We start from the raw sequence: 23,181 nt of genomic DNA, 5'->3' as shown, positions 1-23,181 counted from the left end.
TTACTTGCAGCTTATTGGCTTAGGCCTGCTCCGCATACGGCAACAGCAAGGCCTTCGCCTCTTCATTCCCCTGCTGATAGGCCAGGTCAAGGGCTGTTAAGCCGCGAATATCTCTCACGGTGTGGTCAGCGCCGGCGTCGAGCATCAGCTTAACCAGCTCATTGCGTCCGAACAAAGTGGCAAACATAAGCGCAGTGCCTCCGTTCCCGTTCTGCGCATCCAGGTTTGCCCCTCTTTCTATCAACAGGGTAGCTATGTCGGGATATCCTTGAAAACAAACTCCCATCAAGGCTGTGTTGCCGCCATTGTCCTGCACATTCACATCTGCACCTGCATCTAACAACACACGCGTGGCCTCTAAGTAACCGTTATAGCTTGCAATAACCATTGGGGTATAGCCCCTGCCGTCCGTGACACTCAGGTCAGCTCCTTCCTGTATCTTCTGCTTTAGAAAGTCCACATCGCCTTTTCGGGCTGCATCAAAAATAAGGTGCTTCTCACTTGTCGAATGAAATGTCATAGTTCTTATGTAAGGGTTAATTCGTACAGATGCGTACGTAGGAAAAGAAGAATAGGTGGTACTTTGTGCGCTTCTTAGCTGGAGAACCTGATCCACCCGCGCTTCATCAACAGCTAACCCGTCCGGCCCTGAAAAAGGCAAAGGCCCCGGCGCTCTTTCGCGCCGGGGCCTTTGTGTTTGTTTCCGTTTGCTCTCTGCCACGGGCTTGTTGCTCTGGCGGCTGCTTGCTGTGCTGCTGCACGCGCCACCGCTCCTCCTTCAGGCCCTGCCTGGTGCGGGTGGTGCGGTTTCGGGACGGGGGTAAAAAGGGAGCGCCCCGCTCCGCGGCTGCGGAGGGGGCGCTCTTTGTTGGGGTTGGCGGCCACCTACTCTCCCGGGTGTGACCCCAGTACCATCGGCGCGCCCGGGCTTAACTTCTCTGTTCGGGATGGGAAGAGGTGCTCACCGGGGCCATAGCCACCATTATCTTGCGCACGGCTGTTATGCGTGCCGGATGCTTTATGACATGACTTGTGGGGGAGAAACAAAATCGAGAGCGGCGGGCCGGTGCTGCTGACCGGACGCGCTCGGGCAATTAGTACCGCTCGGCTTTGCCATTCCTGGCTTTACACCTGCGGCCTATCGACGTCATCGTCTTTGACGGCCCTTAAGGGAGATCTCATCTTGGGGCGGGTTTCGCGCTTAGATGCTTTCAGCGCTTATCCCGTCCGAGCGTAGCTACCCTGCGCTGCGGCTGGCGCCACAACAGGTCCACCAGAGGCTCGTCCAACCCGGTCCTCTCGTACTAAGGTCAGGACCCCTCAAATCTCCTACGCCCACAACAGATAGGGACCGAACTGTCTCACGACGTTCTGAACCCAGCTCGCGTGCCACTTTAATCGGCGAACAGCCGAACCCTTGGGACCTTCTCCAGCCCCAGGACGTGACGAGCCGACATCGAGGTGCCAAACCTCCCCGTCGATATGAGCTCTTGGGGGAGATCAGCCTGTTATCCCCAGAGTACCTTTTATCCTTTGAGCGATGGCCCTTCCATGCGGAACCACCGGATCACTATATCCGCCTTTCGGCCCTGCTCGGCTTGTGGGCCTCACAGTCAAGCGCCCTTATGCTATTGCGCTCTGCGCACGGTTACCAAGCGTGCTGAGGGCACCTTTGAAAGCCTCCGTTACTGTTTTGGAGGCGACCACCCCAGTCAAACTACCCACCAAGCACTGTCCCCTGTCTTACAAGGTTAGGCGCCAAGCAACTCAAGGGTTGTATTTCAAGGACGGCTCCACGACGCCTGGCGACGCCGCTTCAAAGCCTCCAACCTATCCTACACATGAGTTACCCAGCGTCAATGCTAAGCTATAGTAAAGGTTCATGGGGTCTTTCCGTCCCGTTGCGGGTACTCGGCATCTTCACCGAGACTACAATTTCACCGAGCTCACGGCTGAGACAGCGCCCAGATCGTTACACCATTCGTGCAGGTCGGAACTTACCCGACAAGGAATTTCGCTACCTTAGGACCGTTATAGTTACGGCCGCCGTTTACCGGGGCTTCGATTCAGAGCTTCGCCTTACGGCTAACCCCCCCTCTTAACCTTCCGGCACCGGGCAGGTGTCAGGCCTTATACTTCATCTCTCGATTTCGCAAAGCCATGTGTTTTTGTTAAACAGTCGCCTGGGCCTTTTCACTGCGGCTTCTGCTATTGCTAGCAGGAAGCGCCCCTTCTCCCGAAGTTACAGGGCCATTTTGCCGAGTTCCTTGGCCGTGATTCACTCGAGCACCTTAGGATTCTCTCCTCGACCACCTGTGTCGGTTTGCGGTACGGGCGGCAAGCCATTTAAACGCTTAGCGGGTTTTCTAGGGAGCCTGATTAGGGACGATCTCCTTGGCCGGGGCCGCGGAGTACTTTCGGGTTTCAGCTAGGTCGGCGTACTTCACAACCGTCCTACTACCTACGCCCTTAAACGCGCTATTCCGTCAGCGCGCCGTCCTTTCACTTCTCCGTCACCGCATCGCTATGACGTGCCGGTACTGGAATATTAACCAGTTGTCCATCGACCTGCGCTTTCGCCTCGGCCTTAGGACCCGACTAACCCTGATCCGATTAGCGTTGATCAGGAAACCTTGGTCTTTCGGTGTGCGGGTTTCTCGCCCGCATTATCGTTACTTATGCCTACATTTGCTTTTCCAAGCGCTCCAACGCCCCTTGCCGGGACGCCTTCGTCGCCCTTGGAATGCTCCCCTACCAGTGTATAAATACAATCCGCAGCTTCGGTGCTGTGCTTGATGCCCGATTATTATCGATGCCCTGTCGCTCGACCAGTGAGCTGTTACGCACTCTTTAAAGGAATGGCTGCTTCCAAGCCAACCTCCTGGCTGTCTAGGCAACTGGACCCCCTTTGTTCAACTTAGCGCAGACTTTGGGACCTTAGCTGGCGGTCTGGGTTCTTTCCCTCTCGGCCTGGGACCTTAGCACCCCAGGCCTCACTGCCGTGTATATCAAATGGCATTCGGAGTTCGTCAGGATTCGGTAGGATGTGACTCCCCCTAGTCCTATCGGTAGCTCTACCTCCATATGACTCCACCACGACGCTGCCCCTAAAGGCATTTCGGGGAGTACGAGCTATTTCTCAGTTTGATTGGCCTTTCACCCCTACCCACAGGTCATCCAAATACTTTTCAACGTAAACTGGTTCGGACCTCCAACTGGTTTTACCCAGCCTTCATCCTGCCCATGGGTAGATCACAAAGTTTCGCGTCTACCCCCCCTGACTGCGCGCCCTGTTCAGACTCGCTTTCGCTGCGGCTCCGTGCTTTCAAACACTTAACCTCGCCAGGGAGGAGTAACTCGTAGGCTCATTATGCAAAAGGCACGCCGTCACCACACGAAGTGGCTCCGACCGCTTGTAAGCGCACGGTTTCAGGATCTGTTTCACCCCGTTATTCACGGTGCTTTTCACCTTTCCCTCACGGTACTGGTTCACTATCGGTCTCTCAGGAGTATTTAGCCTTACCGGATGGTGCCGGTGGATTCAGGCGGGATTTCTCCGGTCCCGCCCTACTCAGGATACCACTAGGGCCAAGCAGCTTACGCACACGGGACTATCACCCCCTATGGTCAGGCTTCCCAGCCTGTTATGCTTCAATACTTGGTCCCACGACGTGGTCCTACAACCCCAGGGCTGCCGTAACAGCACTGGTTTGGGCTAATCCGCGTTCGCTCGCCACTACTTGCGGAATCACTGTTGTTTTCTCTTCCTCCGGGTACTTAGATGTTTCAGTTCCCCGGGTTCGCCCCCCGTAGGGTAGTGTATCTTCAATACACTGGGTTGCCCCATTCGGAAATCTTCGGATCAACTCGTATGTGCCGATCCCCGAAGCTTATCGCAGCTTGTCGCGTCCTTCATCGCCTCTGAGAGCCTAGGCATCCCCCGTGCGCCCTTCTCTGCGTCTTCGGCCGGCCCCACAAGCGTGGGCCGGCCCGCCTCTCTCGCACTAGGGCCCTATCGCTAGGGCCTAGTCTATTTCTTTTGTCTCTCTCCCATCATGTCAAAGAACGTGTTCCAGTTCTAGGTAGCGGCCGCAGCCCTACTTTCCCTGAATCTGAAGCAAGAACCTGTCGTTCCTGCCTTGTGTTTACTCTCGGTGTGGAGAATAACGGAGTCGAACCGTTGACCTCCTGCGTGCAAAGCAGGCGCTCTAGCCAGCTGAGCTAATCCCCCAGGTAATTCGCGGTGGGCCTGCGTGGACTCGAACCACGGACCTCTACATTATCAGTGTAGCGCTCTAACCACCTGAGCTACAAGCCCGCTTCTCTGGCCGGGCCTGGCCGCCCGAGTAAGTGAGTTTTGAGCAATTGCCGAGACAGACGTTAACGTAAGCCTTAGGGGAGCCGAGGGCCGTCCCTAGAAAGGAGGTGATCCAGCCGCACCTTCCGGTACGGCTACCTTGTTACGACTTAGCCCCAGTTACCAGTTTTACCCTAGACGGCTCCTTTGAGGTCACCGGCTTCAGGTCTCCCTGACTTCCATGGCTTGACGGGCGGTGTGTACAAGGCCCGGGAACGTATTCACCGCGTCGTTGCTGATACGCGATTACTAGCGATTCCGGCTTCACGGAGTCGAGTTGCAGACTCCGATCCGAACTGAGACCGGCTTTTTGAGATTGGCGCCCCATCGCTGGGTGGCAACCCTCTGTACCGGCCATTGTAGCACGTGTGTAGCCCTAGGCGTAAGGGCCATGATGACCTGACGTCGTCCCCGCCTTCCTCGCTCCTTGCGGAGGCAGTCTCTCCAGAGTCCCCACCATGATGTGCTGGCAACTGAAGATAGGGGTTGCGCTCGTTGCGGGACTTAACCCAACACCTCACGGCACGAGCTGACGACGGCCATGCAGCACCTTGCTTTGTGCCCCGAAGGGAGGCTCCATCTCTGGAGCGGTCACGCGCATTCTAGCCTAGGTAAGGTTCCTCGCGTATCATCGAATTAAACCACATGCTCCACCGCTTGTGCGGGCCCCCGTCAATTCCTTTGAGTTTCACCCTTGCGGGCGTACTCCCCAGGTGGATGACTTAACGCTTTCGCTTGGACGCTGACAGTGTATCGCCAACATCGAGTCATCATCGTTTACGGCGTGGACTACCAGGGTATCTAATCCTGTTCGCTCCCCACGCTTTCGTGCCTCAGCGTCAGTTTCGGCCCAGCGAGCTGCCTACGCAATCGGGGTTCTTGGCGGTATCTAAGCATTTCACCGCTACACCGCCAGTTCCGCCCGCCTCGACCGAACTCAAGCCCGCCAGTATCAACGGCAGTTCCACGGTTGAGCCGTGGGATTTCACCGCTGACTTAACGGGCCGCCTACGCACCCTTTAAACCCAATAAATCCGGACAACGCTTGCACCCTCCGTATTACCGCGGCTGCTGGCACGGAGTTAGCCGGTGCTTATTCGCATGGTACCGTCAGTTACCCCCGCAGGGGCGTTTTCTTCCCATACAAAAGCAGTTTACAACCCAGAAGGCCTTCTTCCTGCACGCGGCATGGCTGGGTCAGCCTCTCGGCCATTGCCCAATATTCCCTACTGCTGCCTCCCGTAGGAGTCTGGTCCGTGTCTCAGTACCAGTGTGGGGGACCATCCTCTCAGAACCCCTAGCCATCGTAGCCATGGTGGGCCGTTACCCCGCCATCTAGCTAATGGCACGCATGCCCATCTTCCACCGCCGAAGCTTTTACCACGGTCGGATGCCCTCTCGTGGTCACATGCGGTATTAATCCGGATTTCTCCGGGCTATCCCCCTGTGGAAGGTAGGTTGCATACGCGTTACGCACCCGTGCGCCACTAACCAGGTCCCCGAAGGAACCTGATCCGTTCGACTTGCATGTATTAGGCCTGCCGCTAGCGTTCATCCTGAGCCAGGATCAAACTCTCCATTGTAAGAATATGCTTCCTGCGGCATAAAACCGCAAAATGTGTCTGTCCGACCCCGGCTCCCCTTGTGTCTGGCCCCCGAGGGGGCCGCAAGGTCTTACCTTAATTTCTGTCTCAAGCAATCTCTCAAAGAACTTTCCGAGGACCTTCCGTCCCCGCTTGCCGTCCTGCGACGTTATCTTCTTTTTCCTCTCCCCTTCAGAGCCGTTCGCTCCGTGGCGGGGTGCAAAGGTAGCGGCTTTATTTCGAACCGCAAAATTTTTTTTTGAACTTTATTTTCCCGACCTCCGTAGCGCGGCTTGCGTTGGAAGCGGCTGCAAAGGTAAGGGGAAACTTCCGGAAAACAAGAAAAAACTTTCTTTTTTTTCTCTCCCCGGCCCGTCCCTTCAAAGGGTAAGTACCGTTGGCCGTCTCCTTCCGAGGCGGGCTGCAAAGGTAAGCAAAGCTTTCCGTTCCGCAAGGCCCCGGGCCAGTTTTTTTTCAGTCTCTCTTTCTCCGCCGGGGGCCCGAAACCGCGGCCGCAGCCTGTGTTAGCGTCCCCCCTTCTCTCCCGTCCCTGCTGAACCGGGATGCAAAAGTAGCAAACTTTCCCCGCCCCGCAAGCGCGTGGGGGAAAGAAAACCCACAGAAAGGCACAAGTGGCTATACTTCAGCGAGATTATTTTCACTGAGGGGAAAGAAGCACTTATCTTCTGCATTCGCGCTCCGATTCTGGCTGTATGTCGCGGCCATCCATAACATCGTTAATGCTTCACCTAAGTCCTTTTTGTTTAAGCAAATAAAGCTTACCCTCCCCCCTTCCCTACCTCCTCTGGCTCCTTAAACACATTCCTAGTGCTTTTATAGCCTCCTGTTATCCCTGCATCACTGCTCTCCCGCTCTTCTGTCGCCGGCGCAGTAACATTTCATGCCCGTTACCGTCCAACCATAGGAGTTATTTCATCAGGTATTCATTGTACCCCCTTTTTTTAAGCTAGTATATGTACAGGTTACTTTTACTCTTACCCGCCCTTTTAACCAGTGTGCTCTGCTATGCGCAGTACCCGGAGGAAAAGGATGATGACAAGCCTAGGTTAAAGCTTGGCGGGGCAGTTCGCTTCAACTACAACCTCTCTACCTGGAAGGAAGACCAACTGGAGCGGGGCGGTGACTTTGGCTATGACCTCTTTCGGCTTAATGTAGAAGCGGCTTATAAAGGCATCAAGCTAAACGCGGAGTACCGGCATTATTCTGAGGCTTTCGGGGGAGGCTTTCTTAAGCAGGCCTGGTTTCAGTACGACTTCTCTGAAAATTCGCAGCTACAGGTCGGCCTGAACCAGGTGCCTTTCGGCATTCAGCAGTACAACTCTAACAACTGGTTCTTTAACGTGACCTACTATGTCGGCTTTGAGGATGACCACGACATGGGTGTGAAGTATATTCATGACACTGGCCGGTGGCAATGGCAGGCTGCCTACTATAAGAGTGCAGAGGAGTTTGTGTTTGGCTTAGCAGAGCCTAGCCCCAACCGCTACTCCTATGACGTGACCGGCCGCAACAAGGAGAACAACCAGCTTGACTTTAAAGTGGTGCGCCGCCTCGGCGACAGCCTGGCACATGAGCTGGGGGTTTCGCTGCAGGGAGGGCTCCTATATAATATAGACACCGAAGAGAACGGTACCAGGTATGCGGCGGCCGTACACTATGAGTATAAGCCAAGCTACAGCCCCTGGAGCCTAAAGCTGCAGGCCATGCTCTACCGCATGCAACCGAAGTACCCGGATGGTGCAGACCTGGACTTTGTAGAGATGGGCGCCTACGGTGCCAACTATAACGTGGCAGACAAAGGCGAGATGTACACCGCCAGCCTGGCCTATCATTTCCCGATAGAATCCCGCCTGCTACAGGGCATCACCGTTTACGACAACTATGGCTACTACAACAAACGCGTGAGTGGCTTCGAGAATACACACATGAACGTACTGGGCGCTCTATTCACCGCCGGCCCTATGTATATCTATACCGACGCTGCCTTCGGCTACAACCATGCGTGGCTGGGGCCTGAGTGGACAAACGCCTTTGCGCAGGGCACGCCGGGAGACACGGAGTGGCACATGCGCTTCAACGTTAACATGGGATACTATTTCTAAGGACATAATATTTACCCTATGAGTAAAGTAACAAGGAGTGACTCACGAAAATCGCTGGGGCTGGATGTAAACGGCCCGGTTTTCTGGTCTTCTATCATCATTCTGGTTATCACCATAACACTGGTCCTGGTCTTCCGGGAGAGCGCGGAGGTGTTCTTCAGCGAGGTGCAGGCATCGGTTACCTCCAGCATGGGTTGGCTTTTCATCCTGAGCGTAAACGTATTCGTGGTTTTTTGCCTCTACATGGCCTTCGGCAAGTTCGGCGACATCAGGCTGGGCGGCAAAGAGGCAAAGCCTGAGTTCAGCACCTCTTCGTGGTTTGCCATGCTGTTTAGCGCGGGGATGGGCATTGGCCTCTTGTTCTGGAGTATAGCCGAGCCCATCAATCACTTTCAGACACCTCCGCTTGGCGAACCGGGCACGCCGGCTGCAGCCAGGCAGGCGATGAACTTTACCTTCCTGCACTGGGGCTTCCATGCCTGGGCCATTTATGCACTGGTGGGCCTGTCGCTGGCGTATTTCACCTACACCCGAAAACTGCCGCTGACGGTTCGCTCCGTGTTCTACCCGTTTCTGGGCGAGCGCATCCACGGCCTTATCGGTGATATTATAGATACCCTGGCCGTGCTGGCAACGCTGTTCGGCCTGGCTACCTCACTGGGTCTGGGAGTAAAGCAGGTGGCTGCCGGCCTGCACCACGTGTTTCCGGCTATCAGCAGTGACGTTACCACGCAGATCATCCTGATTGCCGGCATCACAGGCGTCGCAACGGTGTCGGTGGTTACGGGTGTGGACAAAGGCGTGCGCATCCTGAGTGAATGGAACATTAGGATAGCCCTGCTGGTGCTGGTGGCGGTGCTGGTGCTGGGGCCGACCGTTTTTATACTTGGCTCCTACGTGCAGAACACCGGATCCTACATCGGCAACTTTCTGCAGCTGTCTTTCTGGAACGAGGCCTACTCCGACCGCAACTGGCAGGGGGGCTGGACGGTCTTCTACTGGGCCTGGTGGATCTCATGGGCGCCGTTTGTGGGAATCTTTATCGCGCGTGTTTCCAAAGGGCGCACTATCCGGGAGTTTGTACTTGGTGTACTGATCGTGCCTTCGCTGCTCTCGTTCCTCTGGATGACGGTTTTCGGCAGCACGGCCTTGCGCGAGGTATTGGCCGGCGAGACCGCCGTGGCCGAGGCTGTTTCGACAGACATTTCCACAGCGCTGTTCGTCTTCTTTGAGCAACTCCCCTTTTCTACCGTCCTTTCGGTTATCGGCATTATACTAGTGACAGGCTTCTTTGTGACCTCATCAGACTCAGGCTCGCTGGTGGTGGACAGCCTGACCTCGGGCGGCAGGCCCGACTCACCGGTGGGTATCCGGATTTTCTGGGCACTGGCAGAGGGAGCCGTGGCGGCAGTGCTGTTGCTAGGCGGCGGCTTACAGGCCCTGCAGACAGCCGTTATTATTACCGGGCTGCCGTTTGCCTTAATTCTGCTCTCTATGTGCTACAGCCTGTACAGAGGCCTGAGCGAGGAGTGGGAAGAGGAGCACAAGCTCGGGAAGGCCCAGCAACGGAAAGACTACCAGCAGCTGGTGGCCGAGGTATTGGCCAAGCGCCACGTAAAGCCGGATGCCAAAGCCGCCGAAGAAGCAAAAAACAACACAACACACCAACCATAGAAGCGATGATTGCAATTGATGCCATGATGGTCTGCCTCGACCTGAGCAACATAGACGAAACACTGGTCGCCTTTACCCGCTCTATCTGCGAGCGGCTGCCGGTAAAGAAGGTATACTTCGTCCATAACGTTAAAACCTCGGAGCTAAGCGATGATTTCAGGGCGCTTTTCGGAGACGTGGACTTAGGCAAAGAGATAGAGGGCAATATAGCTGATATTGTGTCGGAGCACTTTAACAACGCGGCCGACTATGACATACTGGTAAGCGAGGAGCCGAACACGGAGGTGATTCTGGCCGACCTGGTCAAACGCTACAGCATCAAACTGACGCTGCTGGGCAAGCGCATGAGCGACAAGAGTACAGGCGCGCTGGGCACTAAACTCCTCCGGATCCTGCCCTGCAGCGTTTTGGTTTTCCCGGAAACAGCCCGCTTCAACATCGGCCGGATCCTCACCCCTATCGATTTCTCCGATGCTTCCGTGCACGCCCTCAGGCTCAGCAAGAGCCTCTCCGACCAGCTGGCCCTGTACCTGGAGATCATGCATGTGTACAAACTGCCAACGCAGTACTTCCCGCTGATCTCGGAGGAGAAAGCCGTTAAAAAAGCGGAGGAGGTAGTGCAGGAGAAGTTTAAGAACCTTCGGAAAAGGCACAGGGAAATTGTGGACGTGCCTTACACGCTGGTGCGCGCTGCGGGCAAAAGTATAGCCGAGCGCATCGCGATGGAACTGCAAAGGGGAAAGTATGACCTGCTGGTGGTCGGCCTGAAGGGAAGCAACCCGATTCCTTCGCTCAGCCTGGGCAGCGTACCAACCAAGCTCTACAACATGGACATCAACACCCCGATCTGGCTGGTGTATTCCGAAGAGGTGATCAAGTAAGTGGCTATACTTGCGCGGCAGTGGTGGTAATCAGGTTGCTGATGCCGGTTACCACCATGTCTATACCGATCGCGCCTACAAAGAAGCCGTTGATCCGCAGCAGCAGCTCCATGTTCTTGTCGAAAGCCACCTGCACTTTACGGGAGCGCGTGTTCCTGCGAATCTGCTTCAGCCCCATAATCACGCCATAGTTCACGAGCATGATCAGGAAGAGCGACACGACACCCTGCCACAGCACCAGTTGCTCCGCCATCAGAATGGTGAGTGAGATCGTGCCTGCGCCCACCATAAACGGCATGGCAATCTCAGAAGCCAGGTCGTGCAGGTCTCCTTTTATCTGGATAAAGGCCTTTTTACCCTGCACAATAAATATGTAAGCGAGCGAAAACAGCACGATGCCGCCAAATATCCGGAACGACTCAAAGTTGATGCGGAACACCTTTTGGAAAACCACATCGCCAAAAAGCAAAAAGACCAGGAAAATGGACAGGGAGATCATAGAAGCCTTGAGGAATACGGACCTGAAATCCGCATCCGAGAGGTCGTTCATCACGGGCTTGAGGTACAGGAAAAGGGCAAATGGGTTCAGCATCACCAAAAAGCTAAATATTGCTGCTATCATAAAGTCTGGTCGTAGTTTAATGCCCTTGTAGGTACGAAAGGCTCTGAAGATAGATATTGCGGGCTCGCTGTACGGGGGCCTTTGCCTAAGGCAGAGGGACAGTGCGGCACTGCAGAAGAGCTACAGCGGCACCTTGGGGTAGTTCCTTACCTCCACTTCCTCCCCGTTTTTGCTGTTGAGCAGGCGGCTGGGTCTGTTGCCCTGCGCTACTTCATGCGCTTTTCTGTACGCCTCCTGTTTATCCTCGAAAGCCTGGATGAGCTCTCTGTTATGGTCGAGCACGCACCATTGGCGCTTCTCCTCGTTCCACTGCACGCGGTATGTCTTGGCCTCCAGCGTTTTTTTGTCGCGGATCAGGTCCAGTATGATCTTTCCGTCGCTGTAGCTGCCGTCCGGGTACGGCATTGGCAGCAGTGCAAAAAAGATGTAGTACATCGAAAAGTAGGTGAACTGATACGTGAGCATGCCCGGCTCCAGCAGGTTGTTCTCGATCAGATAAATGACCAGCACCGCCGATATCGCGTTGAACAGGGTGCCACCGGAAAAGATAAGGATGTTAGCCAACCGGTGCTTGCGCTTTAGGTTATCAAACGTGCAGACGCCGTACCAAAAATAGTATTTGCGCACCTCCAGCATGCCGATGCGAAACAGCAAACTGCCTGTCCCCACGGTCACCCTGATATTCTTACCGCCCATCAGCCAGGCAAAGAACACATGCCCCGCCTCATGCAGAAAAGAGATAAGGGGAAGGACCAGAAAAAAGGCCAGGAAGAACTTCGGGATATCATTTACTCCAAACATAACCTTCCCTGTTACGCAATCCGGGGCAAGAGATATACATGCTCAAACAGTTTTAAGCGCGCCCACACAAAGTATACTTCTGGCGGCACGGCCAAAATCTTACGGAACGGCGCAGAAACCAGCCCTAACGTACTGGTTATAAGGGTAAAGGTAAAAGCGTAGCCCCAATAAGTGCCGCCCACGCCCCACCATCAGCTAACCATCTTGAACTCAAACACTTGCACAGGAGTTATACGCATCTTTGAAGGAGAAACAAGAGCAGTAACTTTACAAAAGCACAGCGCATCAGCCCACTGGGCCAGCGCTTTAAAAGCCGATGCTGCTGCCAGTAAGCACCATTTATCGCATGAGTAAACCATTCCTGACGCTCCGGTACAGTCCGTCGCTGGAGTACCTTTCAGCCAGTTGGCTGCACCCCATTAGCAGCCCCTTGTATCGCCAGGGCATCCGCACCATTGCTGTGTGCGTGGCCAGGCTGGGCGTAAAGCTGGTGTACAACGACCTCTCCAGAGCGGGTGCGCCCACCAAGCAAGACCAGTGCTGCACAGCCAGCTTTCTGAAACAGGCGCTTGCCAAAACACCGCTCCGCCGCAGCGCCAAAGTAATACCTACCGATGAACCACGTTGGCAGGAGTACAAAAGCTTAACACAACAGGCGAAGGATTTACCTTATGAAACAGGTATATTTAGCTGTGGCACAGAGGCAACCTCCTGGCTTTTTGCTGGTATAAAAAAGAAAAGCTGTGCCCCAGATGACCTTTTAGCAATCCCCATGAGCGATAACCTGCCTGACCTCACCAATTTGCCGCTTTCCAGCAGCTCGCCAGAGCAGCCGGTCAGCACCGGGCCGCCCGCAGAAGGCAACGTGATGCTTTTCAGAACGGACTTCGTTGAAGTCAACCTGTGCCAGCAGCAGCGCATCCTCCTGGTGTGTTGGCTAAGGCCCGTCATCAGTTGGGAGTATAGGCAAGGCATTGAGGAGGCAGGGCGCTTTCTGCTGGAGTACAGGCTGGAGAAGCTGCTCATAAACAACCAGCGCTTAGGCGTTCTGAACATAGATGACCAGAACTGGCTGGCGGCAACCTCCATACGGCTGATCGCCCAAAGCAACCTGAAACGGCTGGCCGTTATCTCCTCCAGCGATATCCTGCAGCAGCTCACCGATGAAACGCTGGATGCACGGGTGAAGAGCGCGGACCTGCAGTTTCATACCCGCTATTTCTTCTGGGAGGATGAGGCGCTCGAATGGCTTGCACTCTCCTTCGAGGCCCCTGAGCTGTAACACCACCCATTTCTGCAGGTGTAGCCGTTGTGCCACCTCCATGTTGCAGTGGCTTAAAAGTATAAGCCGCAAAAGTGTGTGGCCTCAGCACCAGCAGGCACCAGTTATCCCCTTAGCTCGTAAACCAAACCGGAGGCTCACAGAAGTATAAACCAGAATTTGCTTGTGTGACAAACGTCACTGAGCCCGATGCATACATCCTGTACCTTTGTGCTATACCTTGAAAGTTATTACTGGCTTACAGGGATTTACAAGCTATAAAAAACTGGAACCATGAAGATACAACAGTTCGAAGACAAAGGGCTAGCACAATTCGGCTATGCTGTTTTAAGCGAGGCTACCGGTGAGGTGGTACTGATAGACCCCGCCCGGGACCCGCAGCCCTACTACGATTTTGCAAAAGCAAACAACGCCACTATTATCGGTGTGATAGAGACGCACCCGCACGCAGACTTTGTGAGCTCGCACCTGGAGATACACCAGAAAACTGGCGCCACCATTTACGCGCATAGTCTGGTGGGTGCCGACTACCCGCACAAAACCTTCGATGAGGGCGATGAGCTGCGACTCGGAGACGTAAAGCTAAAGTCGCTCCACACCCCCGGCCACTCCCCGGACAGCATCAGCATCGTGCTGGAGCATAACGGCACGGACAAAGCCGTGTTCTCCGGCGATACGCTGTTTATAGGCGACGTAGGGCGCCCGGACCTGCGCGAGCGCGCGGGCAACATAACGGCCAAGCGTGAGGAACTGGCCCGCCACATGTACCACAGCACCCGGGAAAAGCTGATGAAGCTGAACGATGATGTGCTGGTGTACCCGGCGCACGGAGCCGGAACACTGTGCGGCAAGGCGCTGAGCCAGGCAAACAGCAGCACCATTAGAGCTGAGAAGGCGGGCAACTACGCGCTGCAGCCAATGAGCGAGGAGGAGTTTGTGAAAGTCCTGACAGAAGACCAGCCATTTATCCCAAAGTACTTCGGCTACGATGTGGCGATGAACAAGCAAGGCGCTCCTACTTACCAGAGTAGCCTGAAGCAGGTAAAGCGGCTGGAGAAAAACGACCTGCCGAAAGAGCCGGCCCTTGTGGTGGATGCGCGAAGCCAGGACACCTTCAAGAAAGGACATTACAAAGGAGCAATTAACATACAAAACGGCGCCAAGTTCGAAACATGGCTGGGCAGCATTGTCGGGCCACAGGAGCGCTTTTACCTTGTAGCATCCAGCGAAAGAGAACTGGACGACTTAGTTGCCAAAGCCGCTAAGATAGGTTACGAACAGCTGCTAGCAGGCGCTTTGGTACTCGAAGGCGAGGCTAGTGTTTCGTCTCCTGCCCTGGATAAAGAGGCTTTTCGGGAGCATCCGGAGAACTACACCATTGTGGACGTACGGAACGGCGCTGAAGTAAAAGGCCAGGAAATTTTTAACAGCGCCATCCATATCCCACTGCCAGAGCTGCGTGAGCGGGCAAAGGAGGTTCCGGCCGACAAGCCGGTGGTGGTGCACTGTGCCGGCGGTTACCGCTCCGCTGCCGGGAGCAGCATTCTGGAGGCTGCACTGCCGCAGACAAAGGTGCTGGACCTGAGCGAGGCAGTAAACGAGTTCAAAGACGGGCAGAAATAAAAGCGGCCCATCCCTAAAGCCAGTGCAGCCGATACGCCAGCGTACTGGCATTTGTCAGCCTTCACGTTTATATTAACCAGCTGTGCCTGCCGCTGTAGACAGGCACAGCGCGCTGGCAGCGCTTCCGACACAGCATGCGCAAGCGCTGCCAGCATCATTTACAAAACCAACAACATGTTAGAAATAGTAAGACAACCGTGGCCATGGTACACGTCCGGCGCTGTCATTGCCTTTGTTATGGTCCTGCTCCTGTTTTTCGGAAAATCCTTTGGCTTTTCGTCTAACCTGCGCACCATCTGCAGCGCCTGCGGAGCGGGCAAAAGAGTGCAGTTCTTTGATTTTGATTGGCGGGCGCAGAAGTGGAACCTGCTGTTCCTGGTAGGTGCAATAGCAGGCGGCTGGATTTCGGCCACGCTCCTGGCCGGAGACGAAGCGGTCCAGGTTTCACAGGCCACCATACAGGACCTTCGCCAGCTGGGCTTTTCAGCACCCGACGACCTGCAGCCGGAGGAGATCTTCAGCCTGGAAGCCCTGTTTACCGTAAGGGGCTTTCTGCTGCTGCTCGTGGGAGGCTTTATGATAGGGTTCGGCTCGCGCTATGCCGGGGGCTGTACCTCGGGGCATGCCATCAGCGGCCTGTCCAACCTGCAGTGGCCTTCGCTTATCGCCGTGATCGGCTTTTTTATCGGGGGGCTCATCAGCACCTTCATCCTGCTGCCGCTGCTTTTTTAGTTTACCGCCGGCACCTGATTCACCACAACAAAACTACTACCTCATGAAAGGATTAAAATTTATACTGGCCGGCATTCTGTTCGGCATCGTGATGAGCAAGTCGGAGGCCATTTCGTGGTACCGCATCCAGGAGATGTTCCGCTTCCAGTCGTTCCACATGTACGGCATTATCGGCACGGCTGTGGTACTGGGCACGCTCGCCACCTACATCATCAAAAAGTATAAGCTGCGCGACTACCAGGGCAACCCGATTGTATTTACGCCCAAAGAAAAGTCTGTGCCCCGCTACCTGATCGGTGGAACCATCTTCGGGCTGGGCTGGGCCCTCACCGGTGCCTGCCCCGGCCCTATGTTTGTGAACATAGGGCACGCCTACTGGTCTATTCTGGTTGCGGTAGCCGGGGCCATCGGCGGCACCTATATGTATGGGTTGCTCCGCGACCGGTTGCCGCACTAAGACCACGCCAGCGCAAAAGCCCGGGCCATGGGATAGGTTCAAGGCGCACTACACGTTGCAGCGTTTGCCATGTGGTTGGGGCGTTTTGAGGGACCATTGGCTTGTTAGCAGATGCTGCTTCCTGCTGCTACAACTCATTCTGTACATTACTAAAGGAGTTTATACTTTTAACAGACGCTTTCATGTTATGGCTACCTAAGCGTAAGCGGACAAGATTTGCTTTGTCCGCTTACGCTGGTAACATTCAGCAGTCCGGTGCACCATCCACCTCCAGTTATTTAGCCTTCTTTAGCTGCTCGATTTTCTCCAGGTTGCTTTTGCTGTTTTTGAGTGTGGAGGAGTCGTTTGCTGCAGTGGCAAGTTTAATGGCCTTCAGAAACTGTTGTTCTGCCAGTTTCAGATTCCCTTTTTTCAGGAAGGCCTCGCCGTAGCTGTCGAATGCATTGGCAGATTGAGGATAGGTAAGCGTGTTATACTTGAGTGTCAGCAGCGCCAGGGCCACATTGTCAGGGTTGCTGAGTTGCTGGTAGGCAATCGTGTTGATCATGGGTTCATTGAGCCCGGAGTTCTTCAACGCATCAAACACTACAGCTTCAGCCTTTGGCTCTTTTCGTTGCTTCAGGTAAGCAGCTGCCTCTGCCATCTTAGCTTCCAAAGCTGCCATTCTGGCTTCGCGTTCCTGTTGCTGCTTTTGCTTGTTGGCTTCCTGCACCACCTGGCTGATCGCATTAATTACCAGTTCAGGCTCTTCGCGGTGTATGTTGTGGCCGCTTCTGGAGGTGATGATATGTGCGCCGCTGGTAAACTGGCTAAATAACTCGTTGTGCAGGTTACGCCATACTTCCACGCCCTTTGGCTCGTGCAGGAATAACTCCGGGTTGACCCGCTTCTGAACCGAAGTCAGTACAACTGCTGGCACCTGCGGCAGCTTCCCGAAGTCAGGCAGCTCGGCTTTCTCAAATATGGCGTTAATAGCCTCGTTTTCCTGCTTGAACTTGGCGGGCACAAAACTGTTCTGCAGTTCCATGTCTTTTACTGCTTTGGTATAGTCTGCCTTTTTCAGTTCCTGCATCATTTTCTCATGTGCCGGGTCCACAAACACTAAACCCTTCACTTTGTCCGGGTGCTTTGAGGCATAGGCGCGAATGATAAAGGCGCCGTACGAATGGCCTACCAGAATGAAAGGGGCTTTCAGGGTTGCCATTTCGATGAGCGTTTCCAGGTCCTGCACAGCCTGCTCCAAAGTATGCGTGTTCGGGTTAGGTTCAGAGTTGCCTGTTCCGGCTCTGGAGTACAGCATCACCTGGTTTGTTTGCATCACTTCAGATGCCACGTTGCCCCACACTGTATAAGGTGTGCCGAAGCCAGATTCGAAGATAACGGTGTATTCTCCTGTTCCGGCCTGGATCATCTCCAGGGAGTGGTTGCCGACATTTACCAGTTGGGTTTGCTGTGCTTGAGCAAGTGCCAGATTTCCGAGGAAGAAGAGCAGCAGCAGGGTTCTTTTGATCATCATAGTTTTAGTTGTTTAGGTAAGGTTAACCTATTCCGGTATAAGGCTACAGCAGAGGGTTAATATATTGTAGATGCTATATGATAGAGAGAGGTTGCCTGACAGGAGGAGTTTTTATAAAGTACGGGTAGGGGAATCTGTTACTGCCACTGAACATCCTATGAAGCAGAACAGCAAGTATGAATCCGAGATACGGGCACGTTTATACATTCGGCTACCGCTAACGGTGTGTTTATTAATGGCAGAGGCCACTTCTTTATACCACATCACTACCTGCGGACTTGCTTGCTCCTAAATGCCTGATGTTGTAATTTTACCATAGCTGGCAAGAAAGTCACCTGTTGGGCCGGACTGGCACAGCAGTTTCAGGGCTGCCAGTTTATTAGCTTGTAAAAGCATATGAAAGGATACCTGCTTTTGTTTTTCAGCACAGTTCTTCTGCTGTTCACCCTGCCGCAGCCCGGCAATGGTGTGCTACGTGATCCGGGTGAGGCACAAAGCGTGCTGAAGAAAGCCTGCTCAGCAAAGCACCTGGTGAAACGCAGCTGCCGGAAGGGTTGCCTGAAGCACCAGACACCCGCCGGGCGGCAGGATGCAAACGCTGCCACAGATTGCGGCCAGCAGGTATATGCTTTAGTTACGCCACTGCACCAGCACCAGCTGCAGGCACCGCTTATGCTGCATAAACTAAGTATACCGGCTGCAAGAAAGCACCTCTCCCCTAATTTAAAAGCCGAGCCAGACCCGCCGCAACACTCCTAAAGTATACTTGTGCCTATCCGGCGCAGCAGGTAACCTACCGCCTGTGCAGTGAGTGCTTTGTGCAGCAGTTAACGCCACACCTGGAGCACTGTACGTGTAGGCGGAACATGCTCGGGAAGCTTACCTGCAAGGTGCATACAGGCATTCTGTAGCAGCTTTAAGCGCCCCCTTCCGCTGCTTATTCATGCAAGGCAGTGGCGCTGCCTTGGTCTCCGGCTTTAGGAGGCAGGCGACGGCAAAGCGCTTATAAAACGTTAAAAAGAACATCCATTCAACATAAGAAATCAAAATGAACAAGTATAAATTCTCCCTCAAAAATATACCTGCCTGGGCTGTCATGCTGGCTATCTTCGGCACCCTGTACCTAACAGGCCTTCATACCGAGGCAATAGGGCAGGTACAGCGGCTGCTGCTTGCCACAGGAATACGAAAAGCCGATGTGCCGGCAGTGGCCACAGCAGAAAGCGCCGTAGTTTCTTCCGAAACAGCTACAGGAGGCGCAGCAAACAGCGGCCACATGGCAGGCAAAGGCTTTAAGATGAGAACCCTCGATGGCAGCACGGTCAGTTTCGAGAGCCTAAAGGGAAAAGTAATCTTCCTGAACATCTGGGCTACCTGGTGCCCGCCATGTGTGGCTGAAATGCCCAACATACAAAGCCTGTACGAAAAAGTCGGCTCTGATAAAATAGCGTTCGTGATGCTCTCTGTAGACGAAGGCGGCATGGAGAAGGTGCAGAAGTTTATCGCTAAAAAGGGCTTTACGTTTCCGGTGTACATGCCAGCCGGTCAGCTTCCGCAGGAGTTTTACTCCAATGCCATCCCCACTACGTTTATTATTTCTCCGGACGGCCAGGTGGTGGCACGGCAGGAAGGAATGGCGGAGTATGACACCAAGGAAGTACGGGACTTTCTGCAAAGTATGGCAAGGGAGTAACCCTGGCTAAACTGAGCAGGCTGGCCCTAAGCAAGAAGGGCCAGTCTGCTTTCTTTGCTGTCTCACTGCTTTTCTGTACTTTACACAGCACGTATACCTTGCGCTTTACCATCTTACGCACATTTCCGGCCTCCCCTTTTCCCGTACATGGGGAAGTATGGCTGATGTGAGGAGTACCCGTCGCTGAGACAGCCTTTAACCTCTAACCTAACCAGCGCTATGCTTGAAGACCGCCTCCACGCAAGAGAAAAGCTCCTCTTCTTTAACAAGGAATACATTGCTGAGTTTGTCTATGGTGGAATAGACGGTGCCATTACCACCTTTGCAGTTGTGGCAGGTGCCGAAGGGGCAAACTTCAATACCTCTGTTGTGATCATACTGGGGCTGGCAAACCTGATTGCCGACGGCTTTTCCATGTCGGTTGGCAATTTCTTCTCCACCAAGGCTTCGCGCGACAACTTTGACAGGCATAAGGCCACGGAGTATTGGGAAGTAGACAACCTGCCGGACCGTGAAGTCGAGGAAATACGGGAGGCCTACGCAGCAAAGGGCTTTCAGGGCGAGTTGCTGGACCAGGTGGTAGAGGTGATCACTTCAAATAAAGAAGTGTGGGTCGACACCATGATGAAGGAGGAGCTTGGGATGACTCAGGATGATAAAACTCCGGTTAAAACGGCCTCTGTTACCTTTATCAGCTTTGTGCTGATCGGTTCCATCCCACTGCTTTCCTATCTTGTTGCAGGTAGTGGGTTACATGCGGGCAACACGCAGCTGTTCCTGTATTCCAGCATCCTGACGGGTGTGGCCCTGGCACTGGTAGGGAGCCTTAAAAGCCTGGTGACACAGCGGAGCCTGCTCGTGGGCATCGGTGAAACACTCCTGCTCGGGGGCCTTGCTGCCTCGCTGGCGTATTTTGTAGGAGATGTATTGCAGAAGGCCTTTTCATAGGATTAGCTGTGCAGGGTAAGTACGGCACCCGGCGGCGCTTCATCAAACACGGTAGCAGCAAGCCACTCCCCAAAATATACTTCATCAGAAGCTAAAGCAGAAAGTAAAGCCTCTCCCTCCGCACATTATACGTATGCTCCTCCCCTACAGCTTACGCTACAGCCTGTCCACCGCCTCCTCGTTGCCTAACTTTGGAACAGGTGCTTTTACCTTCGCCTGGCCCAGGTTAAAAGTTAGCCCTACCGTTAGCCGTTGGCTGTCAAAAGAGCGGTGCCGTTGCGTGCGGTACACGCCAAAGTTCTGGCTGGTATAGTAGCTGTTCTGCCCCAGCACCTCCTCCGCCCCTACCCGCAGCTGCCCTTTGCCCTTCAGCAGCTGAACCAACAGCCCCAGGTTTACGTTTCCGTTGCTTCCTGTATAGGTCAGCTCCGCCTTCCGTGCAGACCTGTAAGAGCCATTCAGCTCCAGGGTTACGCTGGGGTGCAGCTTGAACGCATGGAGCGACCGAAACGCGCACCAGGCACCTGAGGCGCTGAAGGACTCGCCCAGCACCCGACCCCGGGCGCTGGACCACCCGAATACTGTACCGCTGTTTTCGGTGCTCCACCAGGAAGTTAGCTGCAGCGGGTAAGACACATCCACGGCAAGGTCAGAAGCGCTTTCCAGGTTCTGCAAAGCGGCGTATGTCACCCTCGTCTCAAAATCCTGCCGGATGGGGAACTGTGCGAACCGCCCTTCGCTGGAGGTAAATGTTATGTTGATGCCGAGCTGGCTCAACCTGGTATTGAGAGAAAAAATGTGGTCGTACTGCGGCTTGAGCGATGGGTTTCCCTCAAAAACTGTGTAATGGTTGATGTAGAGCGTGTAAGGCACCAACTCATCGTAAGGCACTCGGTTGATGGTCCGGCGGTAAGAAAAGGCAAGTTCTCCGGCCTCGCCAAACAGGCGCCTGTACCGCAGCGTCGGAAAGGCTTGCAGGTAGTCCTGTTCATAGTGCCCGACATAGCGCATTTTCGTGTGCTCCAGCCGAACACCCAACTGCAACCGGTCCTGTTCCCAGTTCTTACTAAGGATGCCATACCCGCCTGTAATTGCCTCCGCCAGGTGATTGTTGCTAGAGCTCCCGGCCTGTCGCGACAGCCGCCCGCCTTCCTCTGCCTCAAAGTCTATAACCTGCCGGGAGTCCGTTGCTTGGTGTTTCAGCCCCGCCTCCAGTTGCCAGCTTTTACCAAGCGCATAACTGTAATCGGCCTGCGCTACCCAGATATCGAACGCGTAACTGTTGGTCGTTCTGTAGGGCTGCGGTATGCGCAGGGTATCATTGCCTTGCCCCAGCAAGGCAGACGGGAAATACTGCTGCAACTCGCGCCGGACAGGCGTGTAGGTTGCCAGAACATACAGCTCACTGTTGGCGGAATCTCCCAAAAGACTGTAATAGAGATGATAGTTTAGGTGATGGGGTTTATTTGAAAAAGGGCTGTCTGTCAGCAGCACCGAATCTACCGGAAGCCCCATGGTGCTGAACCTGTCGTAGGAGACGAAAGTGCCCTCCGTCTGGTTCTGCTGCCCCTCCACCAGCACGCCCATTTGTTGGTTCCTGCCTACCTGCAGGTTGGCCCCCGCCTGAAAACTGTAGATATCCTGGTAAAAAGTGCGGGTGATCTCCTCCTCTACCAGCCCCCCGGGCAACTCTGCACGCAGTAGCCTGTCCAGGCGATCGTGGGTCTGAAAGTTGAACCGGTTGTACCCTCCCATACCAAAGAGCGTTAGCCCGCGGTGCTTGTAAGTAAGCCTGCCGTTAACGTTCAGCCGCCCGAAATCGCCCTGCGACGCCTCTGTTCTGAGGGTGGCGGTCAGGCCCTGTGCCTGATCTTTACGCGTAACGATGTTGATCACCGCCCCATAGGCCGCGTCGTACCTGGCCGAAGGGTTGGTGATCAGCTCCACCTGCGAAACAGTGCCTGCCGGGAGCGTTTGCAGCACCTCTGCCAGCGCAGCGGCGGCAACAGGCTTGTTGTCTACCAGGATCATCGTCTTCTTCCCCTGCAAGGTCACCTCATTCTCCGGTGACACCTCCACAAACGGCGCGGCTTTAAGCAGTTGCACAGCATTGCCGCTGGCAAGGGCACTGTTCTCCACATGCATCACATAGCGGTCTGTCTCCTGTTCAATCAGTGGCTTTCGGCCCTCCACAACCACCTCCTGCAGGGAGGCTGTACGCTCTTTAAGTTGCAGCACACCAATAGCTGCCCCACGCTTGCCATGGCTCAGGCTAACTACCGGGCTGGCCGCTTTATCATAGCCCACATAGGATACCTGCAGAAAGTACGTTCCGTACGGAACACCCTTGAACAGGTAATAACCACTTTCGTCGGTCAGCCGGGTAGCCAAATGGGTAGAATCTGCCGAAGAAAAAAGAGCCACTGTAGCGTAAGGCACCGGCGCATGCGCCATATCCTCCACCCGGCCGCTTATCTGTCCGTCCTGCCGCGCGTCCTGGGGCGTTAGCGACACCTCAGCACCACCGGCACCTGCTGTCTTCTCCTGCTCCTCCTCCGGAAAAATAGCGTAGTTCTGATTGTCAATGTTACGGAAGCGCAGCCCGAGAGGCCTCAGGATCTCTTCAAGCGCTACAGCTGGAGCCCTGTTCTTTAACTGCTCAGCATTGTAGGAGGCCTCTCTTCCCGCCAAAAGCCCTTGCTCATAGATAAAGTTAATCCCATAAAGCCCTGTTAGCTTTTGCAGCACTTGTGCCAGGGGCAACCTAACTGCCGTGGCAGCTTCGTTTTTTTGGTTTGCCTGCTGGCGTGCCCTGGCGGTGTGGCACATACATAGCAGCAGGCACAGGGCAAGCCCAACAAGGCAGTTTGTTTTCCTGGTGTTCATCAT

The 23,181-nt window shown here is 54.6% G+C and carries 15 protein-coding genes, 2 tRNA genes and 3 rRNA genes; 10 read left to right on the top strand and 10 right to left on the bottom strand.

The annotated features are described in order from the left end of the window. Positions 1–19 precede the first annotated feature (19 nt). The 6 genes from CA264_RS04090 to CA264_RS04065 all read right to left on the bottom strand — a co-directional run bounded on the left by CA264_RS04090 (position 20) and on the right by CA264_RS04065 (position 5,940). Entirely contained in the window at positions 20–520 is a 501-nt protein-coding gene (locus CA264_RS04090) for an ankyrin repeat domain-containing protein (RefSeq protein ID WP_025604825.1), read from the bottom strand. A 352-nt stretch (positions 521–872) separates the two neighbouring features. Further along, positions 873–984: ribosomal RNA gene (gene rrf / locus CA264_RS04085) — 5S ribosomal RNA — on the bottom strand. A 90-nt stretch (positions 985–1,074) separates the two neighbouring features. Further along, a 23S ribosomal RNA gene (locus CA264_RS04080) occupies positions 1,075–3,966 on the bottom strand. 191 nt (positions 3,967–4,157) lie between these two features. Beyond that, a tRNA-Ala gene (locus CA264_RS04075) sits at positions 4,158–4,231 on the bottom strand. Between the two features lie 13 nt (positions 4,232–4,244). Continuing rightward, positions 4,245–4,318 (bottom strand) — tRNA-Ile (locus tag CA264_RS04070). 100 nt (positions 4,319–4,418) lie between these two features. Then, positions 4,419–5,940, bottom strand: a 16S ribosomal RNA gene (locus tag CA264_RS04065). The 16S, 23S and 5S rRNA genes sit together here with 2 tRNA genes alongside, the layout of an rRNA operon. A 974-nt stretch (positions 5,941–6,914) precedes the next feature. Here CA264_RS04065 and CA264_RS04060 point away from each other — a divergent pair. Genes CA264_RS04060 through CA264_RS04050 form a run of 3 tightly spaced genes read left to right on the top strand, consistent with a single transcriptional unit; the run spans position 6,915 to position 10,618 of the window. Beyond that, the gene (locus CA264_RS04060) at positions 6,915–8,063 is read left to right on the top strand and encodes a hypothetical protein (RefSeq protein ID WP_025604817.1); all 1,149 of its coding nucleotides are present in this window, start codon (positions 6,915–6,917) and stop codon (positions 8,061–8,063) included. Positions 8,064–8,081: 18 nt separating this feature from the next. Beyond that, positions 8,082–9,737, top strand: coding sequence for a BCCT family transporter (locus tag CA264_RS04055; protein ID WP_025604815.1), 1,656 nt, complete (start codon positions 8,082–8,084; stop codon positions 9,735–9,737). Between the two features lie 5 nt (positions 9,738–9,742). Next, positions 9,743–10,618 (top strand): universal stress protein, encoded by an 876-nt coding sequence (locus CA264_RS04050; RefSeq protein WP_025604814.1) that lies wholly within the window; start codon positions 9,743–9,745, stop codon positions 10,616–10,618. Between the two features lie 4 nt (positions 10,619–10,622). Here the strand turns inward: CA264_RS04050 and CA264_RS04045 are convergent, their stop codons facing one another. Together CA264_RS04045 and CA264_RS04040 are read right to left on the bottom strand one after the other, a co-directional pair. Then, positions 10,623–11,240, bottom strand: a complete 618-nt coding sequence (locus tag CA264_RS04045) for a MarC family protein (protein WP_071784563.1) — start codon at positions 11,238–11,240, stop codon at positions 10,623–10,625. A 120-nt stretch (positions 11,241–11,360) separates the two neighbouring features. Next, positions 11,361–12,041, bottom strand: a complete 681-nt coding sequence (locus CA264_RS04040) for a site-2 protease family protein (protein WP_025604811.1) — start codon at positions 12,039–12,041, stop codon at positions 11,361–11,363. Positions 12,042–12,387: 346 nt separating this feature from the next. Here CA264_RS04040 and CA264_RS04035 point away from each other — a divergent pair, with 346 nt between their 5' ends. The 4 genes from CA264_RS04035 (at position 12,388) to CA264_RS04020 (ending at position 16,135) form a co-directional block, all read left to right on the top strand. Continuing rightward, positions 12,388–13,323 carry a hypothetical protein gene (locus CA264_RS04035; RefSeq protein WP_157593634.1) on the top strand — a complete coding sequence of 312 codons (936 nt, stop codon included), beginning with the start codon at positions 12,388–12,390 and terminating at the stop codon, positions 13,321–13,323. Positions 13,324–13,596: 273 nt separating this feature from the next. Next, complete coding sequence (locus CA264_RS04030) at positions 13,597–14,946, top strand: MBL fold metallo-hydrolase (protein ID WP_025604808.1); 1,350 nt, start codon at positions 13,597–13,599, stop codon at positions 14,944–14,946. Between the two features lie 174 nt (positions 14,947–15,120). Beyond that, entirely contained in the window at positions 15,121–15,678 is a 558-nt protein-coding gene (locus CA264_RS04025) for a YeeE/YedE family protein (protein WP_025604807.1), read from the top strand. Between the two features lie 43 nt (positions 15,679–15,721). Continuing rightward, entirely contained in the window at positions 15,722–16,135 is a 414-nt protein-coding gene (locus CA264_RS04020) for a YeeE/YedE family protein (protein WP_025604805.1), read from the top strand. Positions 16,136–16,409: 274 nt separating this feature from the next. Here the strand turns inward: CA264_RS04020 and CA264_RS04015 are convergent, their stop codons facing one another. Continuing rightward, complete coding sequence (locus tag CA264_RS04015; RefSeq protein WP_025604804.1) at positions 16,410–17,651, bottom strand: alpha/beta fold hydrolase; 1,242 nt, start codon at positions 17,649–17,651, stop codon at positions 16,410–16,412. 396 nt (positions 17,652–18,047) lie between these two features. On the opposite strand from CA264_RS04015, the gene CA264_RS04010 reads away from it, so the two are divergent. From CA264_RS04010 to CA264_RS04000, 3 genes are all read left to right on the top strand, one after another. After that, entirely contained in the window at positions 18,048–18,410 is a 363-nt protein-coding gene (locus tag CA264_RS04010; RefSeq protein WP_025604802.1) for a hypothetical protein, read from the top strand. A 289-nt stretch (positions 18,411–18,699) separates the two neighbouring features. Then, positions 18,700–19,344 carry a TlpA family protein disulfide reductase gene (locus CA264_RS04005; RefSeq protein WP_025604801.1) on the top strand — a complete coding sequence of 215 codons (645 nt, stop codon included), beginning with the start codon at positions 18,700–18,702 and terminating at the stop codon, positions 19,342–19,344. Positions 19,345–19,563: 219 nt separating this feature from the next. Next, positions 19,564–20,292 carry a VIT1/CCC1 transporter family protein gene (locus CA264_RS04000; RefSeq protein ID WP_025604799.1) on the top strand — a complete coding sequence of 243 codons (729 nt, stop codon included), beginning with the start codon at positions 19,564–19,566 and terminating at the stop codon, positions 20,290–20,292. A gap of 156 nt (positions 20,293–20,448) precedes the next feature. On the opposite strand, the gene CA264_RS03995 is transcribed toward CA264_RS04000, so the two are convergent. Then, complete coding sequence (locus CA264_RS03995; protein WP_025604798.1) at positions 20,449–23,181, bottom strand: outer membrane beta-barrel family protein; 2,733 nt, start codon at positions 23,179–23,181, stop codon at positions 20,449–20,451.

It is taken from the genome of Pontibacter actiniarum, assembly GCF_003585765.1.
Classification (GTDB): Bacteria; Bacteroidota; Bacteroidia; order Cytophagales; family Hymenobacteraceae; genus Pontibacter; species Pontibacter actiniarum.
Note: the sequence above shows the minus strand (reverse complement) of the source record. Positions and strands in the feature narration are given on the sequence as shown.

Excerpts from the sequence above, each read along its gene's own strand:
- CA264_RS04090 (WP_025604825.1), bottom strand. The coding sequence starts at position 520 with ATGACATTTCATTCGACAAGTGAGAAGCACCTTATTTTTGATGCAGCC.
- CA264_RS04040 (WP_025604811.1), bottom strand. The coding sequence starts at position 12,041 with ATGTTTGGAGTAAATGATATCCCGAAGTTCTTCCTGGCCTTTTTTCTG.
- CA264_RS04005 (WP_025604801.1), top strand. The coding sequence starts at position 18,700 with ATGAACAAGTATAAATTCTCCCTCAAAAATATACCTGCCTGGGCTGTC.
- CA264_RS04055 (WP_025604815.1), top strand. The coding sequence starts at position 8,082 with ATGAGTAAAGTAACAAGGAGTGACTCACGAAAATCGCTGGGGCTGGAT.
- CA264_RS04025 (WP_025604807.1), top strand. The coding sequence starts at position 15,121 with ATGTTAGAAATAGTAAGACAACCGTGGCCATGGTACACGTCCGGCGCT.
- CA264_RS04000 (WP_025604799.1), top strand. The coding sequence starts at position 19,564 with ATGCTTGAAGACCGCCTCCACGCAAGAGAAAAGCTCCTCTTCTTTAAC.
- CA264_RS04010 (WP_025604802.1), top strand. The coding sequence starts at position 18,048 with ATGAAAGGATACCTGCTTTTGTTTTTCAGCACAGTTCTTCTGCTGTTC.
- CA264_RS04050 (WP_025604814.1), top strand. The coding sequence starts at position 9,743 with ATGATTGCAATTGATGCCATGATGGTCTGCCTCGACCTGAGCAACATA.
- CA264_RS03995 (WP_025604798.1), bottom strand. The coding sequence starts at position 23,181 with ATGATGAACACCAGGAAAACAAACTGCCTTGTTGGGCTTGCCCTGTGC.
- CA264_RS04015 (WP_025604804.1), bottom strand. The coding sequence starts at position 17,651 with ATGATGATCAAAAGAACCCTGCTGCTGCTCTTCTTCCTCGGAAATCTG.
- CA264_RS04030 (WP_025604808.1), top strand. The coding sequence starts at position 13,597 with ATGAAGATACAACAGTTCGAAGACAAAGGGCTAGCACAATTCGGCTAT.
- CA264_RS04060 (WP_025604817.1), top strand. The coding sequence starts at position 6,915 with ATGTACAGGTTACTTTTACTCTTACCCGCCCTTTTAACCAGTGTGCTC.
- CA264_RS04035 (WP_157593634.1), top strand. The coding sequence starts at position 12,388 with ATGAGTAAACCATTCCTGACGCTCCGGTACAGTCCGTCGCTGGAGTAC.
- CA264_RS04045 (WP_071784563.1), bottom strand. The coding sequence starts at position 11,240 with ATGATAGCAGCAATATTTAGCTTTTTGGTGATGCTGAACCCATTTGCC.
- CA264_RS04020 (WP_025604805.1), top strand. The coding sequence starts at position 15,722 with ATGAAAGGATTAAAATTTATACTGGCCGGCATTCTGTTCGGCATCGTG.